Raw genomic sequence first — 12,726 nt, forward strand, 5'->3', positions numbered from 1 at the left:
CCTCAGCCGTGGGCGACCATGCGCTTCTCGTCGCGGCCGCCCTTCATGCGCTCGGCAAGCAGGAAGGCAAGCTCGAGCGCCTGGTCGGAGTTGAGGCGCGGATCGCAATGAGTGTGGTAGCGGTCCTGCAGATCGTCGGCGGTGACGGCACGGGCGCCACCGGTGCATTCCGTCACGTCCTTGCCGGTCATTTCGACATGAATGCCGCCGGGATGTGTGCCTTCGGCGCGGTGGATCTGGAAGAATCTTTCGACTTCCGACAGGATCCGCTCGAAAGGCCGGGTCTTGTAGTTGTTGAGCGTGATCGTGTTGCCGTGCATCGGGTCGCAGGACCAGACGACCTTGCGGCCCTCGCGCTCGACGGCGCGGATCAGACGCGGCAGGTTTTCGGCGACCTTCTCATGGCCGAAGCGGCAGATCAGCGTCAGGCGCCCGGCTTCGTTCGCCGGGTTCAGGATGTCGATCAGCTGCAAGAGATCGTCGGCCTGCAGTGACGGGCCGCATTTCAGGCCGATCGGGTTCTTGATGCCGCGGCAATATTCGATATGCGCATGGTCGGCCTGGCGTGTGCGGTCGCCGATCCAGATCATGTGGCCTGATGTTGCATACCAGTCGCCGGAAGTGGAATCGACGCGGGTCAGCGCCTCCTCGTAGCCGAGCAGCAGCGCCTCATGGCTGGTGAAGAAATCGGTCTCGCGCAGGCTCGGGTGGTTTTCCGAAGTGATGCCGATCGCCGTCATGAAATCCATGGTTTCGCTGATGCGGTCGGCAAGCTTGCGGTAACGCTCGCCCTGCGGGCTGTCCTTGACGAAGCCGAGCATCCACTGATGCACGTTTTCGAGATTGGCGTAACCGCCCATCGCGAAGGCGCGCAGAAGGTTCAGCGTCGCGGCCGACTGGCGATAGGCCATCGCCTGGCGTTCCGGGTTCGGAATGCGCGACTCTTCGGTGAACTCGATGCCGTTGATGATGTCGCCGCGATAGGCCGGCAGCGTCACGTCGCCCTGCTTCTCGACATTCGACGAACGCGGCTTGGCGAACTGGCCGGCGATGCGGCCGACCTTGACGACCGGCAGCTGCGCGCCGAAGGTCAGCACGACGGCCATCTGCAGGAAGGCGCGGAAGAAGTCGCGGATATTGTCGGCGCCGTGTTCGGCAAAGCTCTCGGCGCAATCGCCGCCCTGCAGCAGGAAGCCGTTGCCGTCTGCGACATTGGCGAGATGCTTCTTCAGACGGCGCGCCTCGCCAGCAAAAACGAGCGGCGGATAGCTGGCGAGCTGAGCCTCCGTTGCTGCCAATGCGGCCGCATCCGGATATTCGGGAACCTGCAGGATGGGCTTTTGCCGCCAGCTGCTCGGGGTCCAATTCTCTGCCATCTCACTCACCTCATTCACATCCGTCCCTGGGATGCACCTATCCTTGATTGCGGCGGCTTATAGACCTTTAGATCGGGCTTGCAAAGGCCAATCGCCCGAAGCTCCGGGCCGTGCCGCCGCCATCGGCTAAAGCTCGCATATAGGTGGCAAAAATCCCCGTTTCCATCGTTAAACCGGCATATACCACGTCGGTTTCCCCATATTTTAGACTTTGAATGTAGAACCGGAAAGAGTTTCAACATCGGGGACACATCATGGCGATCCTTCCACCGGGATTCATATCGGATCGTTCGGGCAATTTCGGCATCATGACGGCGTTGCTGATGGTGCCGCTCCTCGGCATGGCGGGCATGGCGGTGGATTTCGCCCACGCCATGAGCCTGCGCACGCAGCTCTTTGCCGCCGCCGATGCTGCCGCCGTCGGCTCGATCGCCGAGAAATCCGGCGCGGTCGCCGCCGCCATGACCATGAGCGGCAACGGCACGATCTCTCTCGGCAAGACCGACGCCCGCAGCATCTTCCTGTCGCAAGTATCGGGAGAACTGGCGGATGTTAATGTCGATCTCGGCATAGATGTTACCAAGACCGCCAACAAACTGAACTCGCAGGTTTCGTTCACGGCGGTCGTGCCGACCACCTTCATGCGCGTTCTCGGCAAGGATTCGATCACCATCTCCGGCACGGCAACGGCCGAATATCTGACCGCGTCGTTCATGGATTTCTACATCCTGCTCGACAACACCCCCTCCATGGGCGTCGGCGCTACCGCGAAAGACGTCGCGACGATGGAAAAGAACACCAGCGATAGCTGCGCTTTCGCCTGCCACGAAACGGAAAACAAAAATAACTACTACAACCTTGCCAAGAAGCTCGGCGTCAGCATGCGCATCGACGTCGTGCGCCAGGCAACCAAGGAGCTGACGTTGACCGCGAAGTCGACGCGCGTTTCCACCAATCAGTTCCGCATGGGCGTCTATACCTTCGGCACCAAAGCCGAAGACGCCAATCTGACCACCATATCGGACCCGACGGACGACCTCGATAAGGTAGGCACCTACACTGACGCAGTCGATCTGATGACCATACCGAAGCAGGGCTACAATAACGACCAGCAGACGAGCTTCGACAACGCACTGACGCAGATGAAAGACATTATCACCACGCCCGGCGACGGCAGCACCGCCACGACGCCGCAGAAGATCCTGTTCTTCGTCTCGGACGGCGTCGGCGACAGCGAAAAGCCGAAGGGCTGCACCAAGAAACTGACCGGCAACCGTTGCCAGGAGCCGATCGACACCTCTTTCTGTAAACCGCTAAAGGACAAGGGCATCAGGATTGCGGTGCTCTACACCACATATCTGCCTCTGCCGAAGAACAGCTGGTACAATACCTGGATCAGCCCCTTCCAGAGCCAGATCCCGACGAAGATGCAGGAATGCGCCTCGCCCGGCCTCTATTTCGAGGTGACGCCGACGGAAGGTATCGCCGATGCGATGAAGGCTCTCTTCCTCAAGGCTATTCGCGCGCCGCGCATTACCAGCTAGTGCATGTCACTCGGAAGTGTCCAGCGGTTCCGGGATAACGACATGCATAAAAACAAAGAGCTAGCGCGTCGGATGAATCAAGTTCGATGCGACGCGCTTTATGCCCACACGGATAACTCAGACGCGCTGCCCGTCACGGACCCGATAGCTCGGCGCATACATGGTGACGAGCTCTTCGGCCGCCGTCGGGTGCAGCGCCATGGTCTGGTCGAAATCGTCCTTGGTGCAGCCGGCCTTGAGCGTAACGCCGAGCAGCTGTGCCATCTCGCCGGCATCGTGACCGAGGATATGGGCGCCCACCACCTTGCGGCTTGCCGCATCGACGATCAGCTTCATGATCATCCGCTCGGCGCGGCCGGAAAGTGTCGCCTTCAGCGGCCGGAACTGAGCCCGATACACCTCGAGCTCACCGTAACGCTTGCCCGCCTCTTCTTCCGAAAGACCGACAGTGCCGATCTCCGGCTGCGAGAAGACGGCCGTCGGGATCAGCTCGTAGTCCGGCCGGGTCGGATTGTTCTTGTATTCGGTTTCGATGAAGCACATCGCCTCATGGATCGCCACCGGCGTCAGCTGTACCCGGTTGGTGACATCGCCGAGCGCGTAGATGTTCTCGACATTGGTGCGGGAATAGTCGTCGACGATAATTGCGCCGCGCTCGTCGACCGCGACGCCAGCCGCCTCGAGGCCGAGGCCTTCGGTGTTCGGGTCGCGCCCCAGCGCTAGCATGACGACGTCAGCCTGCAGCGTGCCGCTGTTCAGCGTATCCAGAACGAGCCCGCCCTCGCCCTTGGAAACCTTCTGCAGTGTGTCGTGGCAGAGGATGCGGATGCCCTTGGCGACCATCGCCTCGTGCAGCCCGCGCCTCAGATCCTCGTCGAAGCGCGACAGGATCTCGGCGCCACGGTAGATCAGCGTCGTCTCGACGCCGAGGCCATGAAAAATATTGGCGAACTCGACGGCGATATAACCGCCGCCTGATATGACGATCGATTTCGGCAGCTCTTCGAGATGAAAGGCCTCATTGGAGGAGATGCAGAACTCGTGGCCGGGAAGGGCTGCATGCGGGTTCGGCCGCCCGCCTGTGGCGATCACGATCGTCTTTGCCGTCACCGTCTGGCCTGTTTTCACAAGCCGCACCGTATGGGCGTCGACGAGCTCGGCGCGCGTTTCCAGGATCTCGGCATTGGCGCCGGCAAGGCCCTTCTTGTAGAGGCCTTCCAGCCGGGCGATCTCGGTATCCTTGGCCGCCACCAGCTTCTTCCAGTCGAAGCTGCTTTCCCCGACCGTCCAGCCGAAGCCCGCCGCATCCTCGAAATGCTCATGGAACTGCGAGGCATAGACGAAAAGCTTCTTCGGCACGCAGCCGCGGATAACGCATGTGCCGCCGTAGCGGTATTCCTCGGCGATCGCCACCTTTTTGCCGAGCGAGGCGGCGACACGCGCGCCACGCACGCCTCCGGAACCGCCACCAATGACGAAAAGGTCGTAGTCGTAGGAAGACATGAGGAGCTCCGGAAGGGAATCGCAGGAAGGATGTCCCTGATATAGGGGCGATTGCCCTCAAAACAAAAGCCCGCTCCTGCATCATCCCGCCCCTCGCCCGAATCTTCCCGGCAAACGGTTGACCCGGTCGCCTGAGGCTGGCAGGCAAATCCACACAGTAAAAAAGAAGCCGGAGCAAAAGATGGATCAAACTCTCTTCGCCAACCTGTGCAAGGCTGGCAAATTCAAGGAAGCGCTCGGCCTCGCCATCCAAGGCCACGAGAACGAAAAATACGCGCCGAGCCGCTTCGCAATGGACAAGAAATCAGGACTGCCGATCTTCTACCGCGGCAACAAGCGCGTCGAGCCGGATGAAACGGGCGTATGGCAATTGGCCAAGAGCTCGAAGGATTGGGGCTGAGGGTCCGGCGCTCAGAGCGCGCGATCTCCTGGCGGTTTGCCGCTTTCAATCAGTGATGCGGAAATCCGTCGGCATTTCCGCAAGCTGGGTCGCTTCCGTCTCGACGCCGGAAACCGATGCTCCCGCAGGTCCGCGGCCGAAACGCGCGATCATTGTCGAGATGGCGGTATCGGATCCTGCGATCAAAGCGGCGACCGATCCGTCCGCTTCATTGCGAACCCAGCCCGTGAGCCCGAGCCGCAACGCCTCCTCGCGCGCCCACATGCGGAATCCGACCCCTTGGACCCTGCCTGATACCCGCACGCGCAAGCCCTCGTAATGAGCAGACATGATGCCTCGCCAAAGCCTCATTGGTATTGCCGCATCCATCATAGCAAAAAAGCCCGGACGATGCCGGGCTTTTGCAAATCTGTGGAGGCAGCCCTTACTTCTGGGCTGCCGGGGCCGGAGCCGGAGCGGGTGCCACCGGGCTGTCGGTTGCCGGCGGCGGCGCCTTGATGACCTTGGAGAGTTCGGCATTGCTCTGCTTTTCCAGGTCGCGGGAAATGCCCTGCGCCCAGATGTCGGCAGCCTTCGCCGTTTCGCGCGAGGCGACCGGGCCGTCGCGCAGCAGCTTCTTGCCGACGTCGGAATTATAGAAGTCGGCGATCGCCTTCAGTTCGTCGGCGGTGAAGGTCTTGGCATAGGTGAGCGCCGCCTCCTTCTCCAGATCGCCGCGGCGGGGCGCCAGCGCCAGCGCCTGCGCGTCGACCGTCGACGAAATGATGTCCTGGTAGTTCGGCGAATCCTGGATCAGGCCAGCCTTCAGGCGCTCGGCAAGGCCGGGCAGGATGTTGTCGAACTGGGCGGTGGCGCCGATGGCGTCGATCGCCGCGCGAGAGGCCTTCAGCTGCTCCTCGGAGACCTCCTGCGCCTTGACGGCAGAGCCGAAGGCAAGCCCGGAAAGAACGATGGTCGCAGCGGCAAAACGGCCAAGACCTGCAATGTTCATCATGTGTGTACGCTCCTGTTATCTGTTTGCCTGCAGCGTGCGCGCACCCGCAGGACCGGCAATGATCGCAAGTGCCGCCATATTGATAAAGAGCCCGTGTTCGACGACGCCGGGTATGGAATTCAGCTCGCTCGAAAGCGCCTCTGCATCAGGAATGCGGCCAAAAGATGCATCGATAATGTGATGGCCGCCATCCGTGGTAAACTCTCCGTCACCGGATTGGCGCAGGCTGAGTTCGCCGGCAAGGCCGAGCCGGGCCGCGACCTTCTCGATCGCGATCCGTGTCGAGACGAGCCCGAACGGATTGACCTCGATCGGCAGCGCGTAGGCGCCGAGCGTATCGACCAGCTTGCTCTCGTCGGCAATGACGATCATCCGCTCGGAAGCGGCCGCGACGATCTTTTCGCGCAGCAATGCGCCGCCGCCGCCCTTGATCAATCTCAGCGCCGGATCGACCTCGTCGGCGCCGTCGATCGTCAGGTCGAGTGCCGGCAGTTCATCGAGCGACTTCAGCGGCACGCCGAGTTCGACGCAAAGCCGCGCCGTTCTTTCAGACGTCGGAACGCCTTCGACCTTGAAGCCGCTGGCGACTTTCTCCGCCAACAGACGAACGAATTCTTCCGCGGTGCTGCCCGTGCCGATGCCGAGGCGCATTCCGTCTTCGACATGGGCAAGTGCGGCCGCGGCGGCCGTGATCTTCATTTCGCGGGCATCCATGCGCCGCCAGCTCCGAATTATTGCGTTGGATGTGCTGTTTACACGGCTCGCTTGGCAAACGAAAGTCAAAATCATCACGGAAAATGAAAAGCCGAAACAAATGCCTGCGGCCTTCCCGGCCCGCATCCAGACGTTGCTTTCCGCCGCGCGATCGCCTACCTCAGGGATGATCCACCGTTCCGGGGACGACCTGTCGTTCCCAGGGGAAACCTGTCGTGCCTCAGGACGACGTGTCGTTCTCCAGAACGACCCATTGCGCAAAGAGACAAACCCTTGACCCCTTCCCACGCCCGCCCGGCACTTATCGTCTTCGATCTCGACGGTACCCTTCTCGATACCCATACGGATCTGGTCGAGAGCCTCAATCATACGATCGCAGCCCTTGGCCTCGACCCGGTCAGCTATGACGACCTCACCCATCTCGTCGGCCACGGCGCGCGCGTGATGATCGAGCGCGCCTGCCGCCTGCGCGGCCATCCGCTGGAAAGCGACGCCCTGCCGGCCCTCGTCGAGCGCTTCGTCGCCCATTATGCCGGCAACATGCCCGGCCGTACCGAACCCTATCCCGGCCTCGTCGCCGCGATGGACCGGCTTAAATCTGCCGGTTACCGCCTCGCCGTCTGCACCAACAAGATGGAAAGCCTGGCGCTCGGCCTGCTAGAGAAGCTCGACCTCGTCGGCTATTTCGACGCCATCACCGGCGGCGACAGCTTCGCCGTGCGCAAGCCCGACGCCCGCCACCTCACCGGCACCATCGAACGCGCCGGCGGCGACATCACCCGCAGCGTGATGATCGGCGACAGCATCAACGATATCGCCGTGGCCAGGAATGCCGGCGTGCCGTCGATCGCCGTGCCTTTTGGTTATTCGGACGTGCCGGTTTCCAACCTGGATCCGGATATGATCATCACCCATTACGATGAGCTGACGCCGGAACTGGTGGAGCGTCTGTTACGGGAATATGCGGTGAAGGTCGCGGTCTGAGGCGAGCCCCCCTCTGCCCTGCCGGGCATCTCCCCCACAGGTGGGGAGATTGGCTGGGAGCGCTGGCTTCCCCAAACAACTGACGTCGCAGCCCGACGAAACGGTAGATGGGTGCGAAGGTTTGGCCACTTGTGTTCTCCCCACCTGTGGGGGAGATGCCCGGCAGGGCAGAGGGGGGCCGGCACGGCACGCCCGCTCCTTCGTAATTCCTAGCTTAGACTTAAGCCCAGAACGACGCCGTCGGTATCCTGCCCAAAACAAAACGGGCGGCCCAAAGGCCGCCCGCTCCATAATCCAATAAACCTTACGTCAGATCTGCGCGCCACGCGCCTTTGTCGTCGCGTCGAAGGCCTTGTCGACATAACCGTCGCGGCCATAGACGTCGTCGAAATATTCCACCACGCCGTCCTTGTTCGGCCAGGCGGTGAAGTAGGAAACGTAGACCGGGATCTTCTGCGGCACCTTCACGGCATGGTTCTGCCCGCTGGCGATCTGCTTGGCGACGTCGTCGACCGTCGTGCCGAGCACGGCGGCTGCCATCGCACGCGGATTGGCAAGGCGCACGCAGCCGTGGCTCAAAGCCCGCATGTCGCGCTTGAAGAAGCTCTTCGACGGGGTGTCGTGCATGTAGATCGCGTGGCTATTCGGGAACAGGATCTTCAGTTCACCGAGCGCATTGTCGCTGCTTGGCGGCTGGCGCACCGAGACGTTATTGGTCGAGCCGTACCAATCGACGCTCGACGAGGCGACGGCATGGCCGTTCACCTCGACTTCATAGCCGAGCTGGTCGAGATAGTTCGGATCCGAACGCAGCTTCGGCAGCATCTCGTTGATGATGATCGACTGCGGCACGCCCCAGAACGGGTTGAACTCCACCGTCTCGATCTCGTCGTCGAAGAAATAGGTCTGATTGTTCTTGCCGCCGACAACCACCCGCATCGACAGCTGTTCCTTGCCGTCATTGTGGTAATAGACCATGAAGGCCGGCTGGTTGATCATCACATAGCGGGAACCGAGATCCTCGGGCAGCCAGCGCGCCTGCTCCATGGCAACGACGAGCTTGTCGATCTTCGAGGCATTGGTATCGCCGCCGGTCATGGCGCGCACGGTCGCCTGGCCGATGACGCCATCGGCCTTCAGTCCGCGCTCTTTCTGGAAGTCCTCGACCAGCGAGACGATATCGGGCGAATAGTCGCTGCTGCCTGCGTAAGCGGCAAGCGTTGCCGCGTGATCGGTCTTCAGCGTTTCGGACCCATGCTTGCCGATCGCCTTGACGATATTGGCAATCTCGGGCGAGCTGTCGCCAGGCTTCAGCGACTTGTCGAGCGAAACGACGATTCGCTCCTCGTTGCCGCCGTCGGCGGCGCGAAGCTTGGCAAGCTCCGCCTTCAGTGCCTCGAACTGAGCACCATCGGGCGAGCGGCTGGCGATGTAGGCGCCGACATCGGGGCTCATGCGGGCAAGCTTCAGCACCGACGTCAGATTCACCGCCTTGCGCTGAAAGTCATGATAGCCGGAGATCTTGTTCGGATCGATACGGCCACGCACGGTGTCCTGCACGAAAGCCAGCACCTTGGCGGAGAGTTCGAGTTCAAACTGCGTCAGCGCCCGGTCGCGGAAGGCGGGATCGGGATTGGCCGGGTCAATCGCCGGCGCCTGGACCGTGTAATCGGTAGGGTCGAGACCGACGGAGGCCGCATCCGCAAGTGTCGCCATCGCCGACTTGGCGCGGTCGTTGATCTGGTTGCCATCGACCCAGACGAGCGGATTGCGGCTGTCGCCGTAATAGGCTTCGAGCACCTTTGCGACGTCCGCATTGGCGCGCACCTTGGCCTGCGCCAGGAAACGGCGCTGGACTGCGGGTTCGGCGCTGGCATCGCCGCTCGCCGACACATCAGCGACCGCGCCGGTAACGACGGGATCGGCGAACTTGCCGGTATCGACGAATTGCAACGTCTCGGCTTTGTAGGTGTAATAACGCGGGCCGCTCACCTTCGGCAGCGGCGCCTCCGGATCGAGCCCACCGAGCGAGCCGCCAACCGCGCCGCGCGGCACCGGCCGGCCGGGCGCCTGATCCATGAAGATGGTGCTCTGGGTCCGCTGCTTGTCGCCGCGCAGCATGTCCATCAATGTATAAGCATGCGCGGGTGCGGCACTCATAACCGCCACGCCGCAGGAAATTGCCAATGCGGATGCCGCGCTTTTCAAAACGAACGTCATATATCTTCCAGTCCCGGTGTCATGCTGTTCTCAGCTCAAATCCCGCGAAACTCAGCGTCCGGCTCATTGATCAGAAACCGGCCTGCGCCGCCAGCGCCGGCGGACTCAATTTTGTGTGACGGAGATCCTGGCGGCGCCGCGCAGAAGTTCACACAAAATTATGAAATTATTAGTTAATTTTTTACCGAATTTTCGCATCCGGACCAGTGGGACGAAATCGCCTGGACGCATAAAATTTTCAAAGTGGCCGAAAAAGCACGCCCTACAACCCACCCAAACATGACTTCAATTTCAATATTTCGCATAGGCTCCGGTTTTCTTGTCGGGCGTTCCCACCTATAAGACCTCATCTTGCTCGGATGACCGAAAACAGCATGTAAAGGGAAGGCAAGGCCGATGACCGCAACCCGAACCGAAACCGATACTTTTGGCCCGATCGACGTCGCCGCCGACCGATATTGGGGCGCCCAGGCCGAGCGTTCGCTCGGCAATTTCAAGATCGGCTGGGAAAAGCAGCCGCTGTCGATCGTGCGTGCGCTCGGCATCGTCAAACAGGCGGCCGCCCGCGCCAACATGTCGCTCGGCCAACTCGACCCCGCGCTTGGCCAAGCCATCGTCGATGCCGCCCAGGAAGTGATCGACGGCAAACTCGACGAGCATTTTCCGCTTGTCGTCTGGCAGACCGGTTCGGGGACGCAGTCCAACATGAATGCCAATGAGGTGATCTCCAATCGTGCCATAGAAATGCTTGGCGGCGTCATGGGTTCCAAGAAGCCGGTGCATCCGAACGATCACGTCAATATGAGCCAGTCGTCGAACGACACCTACCCGACGGCGATGCATATCGCCTGCGCCGAACGGATCGCCCATCACCTGCTGCCATCCCTGAAGCACCTGCATGCCGCCCTCGACATGAAGGTCACCGAATTCAGCCACATCATCAAGATCGGCCGCACCCACACCCAGGATGCCACACCGCTGACGCTCGGCCAGGAATTTTCGGGTTATGCCGCCCAGGTCGGCTCCGCCATCAAGCGCATTGAATTGACCCTGCCCGGCCTGTGCGAACTCGCCCAGGGCGGCACCGCCGTCGGCACCGGCCTCAATGCGCCTGTGGGCTTTGCCGAAAAGGTCGCCGAAGAGATTGCCGCCATAACGGCCATGCCCTTCGTCACCGCCCCCAACAAGTTCGAGGCGCTCGCCTCGCATGACAGCATGGTCTTTTCCCACGGCGCCATCAATGCGGCGGCGGCCGCCCTCTTCAAGATCGCCAACGACATCCGCCTGCTCGGCTCCGGCCCGCGCGCCGGCCTCGGCGAACTGGCGCTGCCGGAAAACGAGCCCGGCTCCTCGATAATGCCCGGCAAGGTCAACCCGACCCAGTGCGAGGCGCTGACGCAGGTCTGCATCCACATCTTCGGCAATCACGCCGCGCTGACCTTCGCCGACAGCCAGGGCCATTTCGAGCTCAACGTCTACAATCCGATGATGGCCTATAATTTCCTGCAGTCGGTGCAGCTGCTGGCCGACGCCGCCGTCTCCTTCACCGACAATTGCGTCGTCGGCATCGAGGCACGCGAAGACAACATCAAGGCCGGCCTCGACCGCTCGCTGATGCTGGTGACTGCGCTTGCCCCGAAGATCGGCTACGACGCAGCCGCCACGATCGCCAAGACCGCGCACAAGAACGGCACGACGCTGAAGGAAGAGGCGCTTGCGAGTGGGCTGGTCTCGGCGGAGGATTACGATGCGATCGTCCGCCCGGAAACGATGATCGGGCCGAAATAAAAGACGAGGGGCTGCCCTTCATCCGGCTGCCGCCACCTTCTCCCCGTAAAAACGGGGCGAAGGGGACACGCCGCGCCCCCATCTGTCCCCCGCCCACTTCTCGCAGGGCACGTCCCCTCTCCCCGTTTTACGGGGAGAGGGTTAGGGTGAGGGGCATCATGCCGCACACACAGCAAGCAAGCGAGCCAGCGTCAAACCAACAGCGAGATATTGTCCATCACCACCGAATTGCCCATGAAGTCGAAGCTGATTTCATCGATGTCTTCGATTTCGACCATAAGATTGGGATCGGTGACCTCAAGCTCCTGCTGATAGACGATCTGGCCGTCGTTCAGGGCAGTGAGCGTCAGGTGAAAGGGCGATGCGGACAGTTCGGCAATCGAAACACCCTGAAAGGTGAAGTCTCGGCCTTCGACCATTTTCAACGTCACCGGCGCCGAACCGGGAGATAGGACGGTATCGCTGAAGCCGTCCTCGGTGATGGCGTCGACGCCCGGGATGGTGTCGTAGACGATACCGTTCAGAAGCGTCAGTTCCTGACTGCCATTCACGGAGAGCGCAAAGCCCCGATAGTCGGGAAGGAAGAAATTATCCGCCCTCGACGTGACGCCCATGTCGTCGAAATCCAGGACCTCGTGGTATTTTTCGCCTTCGTTGACGCCGTCGATCGCCAGCGTCAGCACGCCGAGGTCCGTGCCCCCTGAGCCATCGGACATCTTGTAGCTCAGCGTCTCGATGAGCTGATCGTATTTCCCTAAATTCTTCACCACGTCGAGCGTGTAGTCCAGCTCATATGTGAAGTGACCGTCAGGTTTCATCTTGAAGGTTCCGTACTTGCCCTCAATGATCGTTTCATGGTCAGGCCCATGTTTGGCGTCGATACGCGCGCCGTTGACGAAGCGGGCATACATCTCCGCTCCCTCGGGATCGCTCGCGAGGCGCAGCAGATCTCCGCGGATCCAATTGTTTTCGAAAAAAACGAGAAGGTCGTCGACAGCAGTTGGCTTTGCATTTGTCATTGGAAGCCCCGGCAGGTTAACGCTGCCGGGAATATGAACTGGCCCCAAACGGAAAGCAACCTGAAGTCGTCGGCTTCTATTTCACCTTTTCCCCAACTCGCCTACCGCGTGCATCATGCCGACTGCATACCGCGGCACAACATGGTTCCCCTCCAGAGTCCGCCCGCATCCAGATTGCTTTTGC

11 protein-coding genes are annotated in these 12,726 nt (G+C 61.3%); 4 read left to right on the forward strand and 7 right to left on the reverse strand.

The window, feature by feature from the left end; genetic code table 11:
- Positions 1 to 2 precede the first annotated feature (2 nt).
- Complete coding sequence (locus CO657_RS10080) at positions 3 to 1,376, reverse strand: class II 3-deoxy-7-phosphoheptulonate synthase (protein ID WP_054183008.1); 1,374 nt, start codon at positions 1,374 to 1,376, stop codon at positions 3 to 5.
- Positions 1,377 to 1,630: 254 nt separating this feature from the next.
- Between CO657_RS10080 and CO657_RS10085 the strand changes: the two genes are divergently transcribed.
- Positions 1,631 to 2,920 carry a vWA domain-containing protein gene (locus tag CO657_RS10085; protein WP_054183007.1) on the forward strand — a complete coding sequence of 430 codons (1,290 nt, stop codon included), beginning with the start codon at positions 1,631 to 1,633 and terminating at the stop codon, positions 2,918 to 2,920.
- Positions 2,921 to 3,037: 117 nt separating this feature from the next.
- Here CO657_RS10085 and gor read toward each other — a convergent pair whose 3' ends face one another.
- The gene (gene gor / locus CO657_RS10090) at positions 3,038 to 4,423 is read right to left on the reverse strand and encodes a glutathione-disulfide reductase (RefSeq protein ID WP_054183006.1); all 1,386 of its coding nucleotides are present in this window, start codon (positions 4,421 to 4,423) and stop codon (positions 3,038 to 3,040) included.
- A gap of 181 nt (positions 4,424 to 4,604) precedes the next feature.
- On the opposite strand from gor, the gene CO657_RS10095 reads away from it, so the two are divergent.
- On the forward strand, positions 4,605 to 4,823 hold the full coding sequence (locus CO657_RS10095) for a hypothetical protein (RefSeq protein ID WP_012557868.1): 219 nt from the start codon (positions 4,605 to 4,607) through the stop codon (positions 4,821 to 4,823).
- A 45-nt stretch (positions 4,824 to 4,868) separates the two neighbouring features.
- On the opposite strand, the gene CO657_RS10100 is transcribed toward CO657_RS10095, so the two are convergent.
- The 3 genes from CO657_RS10100 to rpiA form a co-directional block, all read right to left on the reverse strand.
- Positions 4,869 to 5,153, reverse strand: a complete 285-nt coding sequence (locus tag CO657_RS10100) for an acylphosphatase (RefSeq protein ID WP_054183125.1) — start codon at positions 5,151 to 5,153, stop codon at positions 4,869 to 4,871.
- Positions 5,154 to 5,247: 94 nt separating this feature from the next.
- A complete protein-coding gene (locus CO657_RS10105) occupies positions 5,248 to 5,817 on the reverse strand; it encodes a DUF2059 domain-containing protein (protein ID WP_003579679.1) in 570 nt (189 codons plus the stop codon).
- Positions 5,818 to 5,832: 15 nt separating this feature from the next.
- Complete coding sequence (rpiA, locus tag CO657_RS10110; protein WP_054183005.1) at positions 5,833 to 6,531, reverse strand: ribose-5-phosphate isomerase RpiA; 699 nt, start codon at positions 6,529 to 6,531, stop codon at positions 5,833 to 5,835.
- Positions 6,532 to 6,804: 273 nt separating this feature from the next.
- Here rpiA and CO657_RS10115 point away from each other — a divergent pair, with 273 nt between their 5' ends.
- Positions 6,805 to 7,515 carry an HAD family hydrolase gene (locus CO657_RS10115; protein ID WP_054183004.1) on the forward strand — a complete coding sequence of 237 codons (711 nt, stop codon included), beginning with the start codon at positions 6,805 to 6,807 and terminating at the stop codon, positions 7,513 to 7,515.
- A gap of 309 nt (positions 7,516 to 7,824) precedes the next feature.
- Here the strand turns inward: CO657_RS10115 and CO657_RS10125 are convergent, their stop codons facing one another.
- Complete coding sequence (locus tag CO657_RS10125) at positions 7,825 to 9,735, reverse strand: L,D-transpeptidase family protein (protein ID WP_054183003.1); 1,911 nt, start codon at positions 9,733 to 9,735, stop codon at positions 7,825 to 7,827.
- A gap of 396 nt (positions 9,736 to 10,131) precedes the next feature.
- Here CO657_RS10125 and fumC point away from each other — a divergent pair, with 396 nt between their 5' ends.
- A complete protein-coding gene (gene fumC, locus CO657_RS10130) occupies positions 10,132 to 11,523 on the forward strand; it encodes a class II fumarate hydratase (protein ID WP_054183002.1) in 1,392 nt (463 codons plus the stop codon).
- Between the two features lie 191 nt (positions 11,524 to 11,714).
- Here the strand turns inward: fumC and CO657_RS10135 are convergent, their stop codons facing one another.
- A complete protein-coding gene (locus CO657_RS10135) occupies positions 11,715 to 12,542 on the reverse strand; it encodes a VCBS domain-containing protein (RefSeq protein ID WP_054183001.1) in 828 nt (275 codons plus the stop codon).
- Positions 12,543 to 12,726: the final 184 nt, after the last annotated feature.

The sequence above is a fragment of the Rhizobium acidisoli genome, from assembly GCF_002531755.2.
In the GTDB taxonomy this organism is placed as follows: Bacteria; Pseudomonadota; Alphaproteobacteria; order Rhizobiales; family Rhizobiaceae; genus Rhizobium; species Rhizobium acidisoli.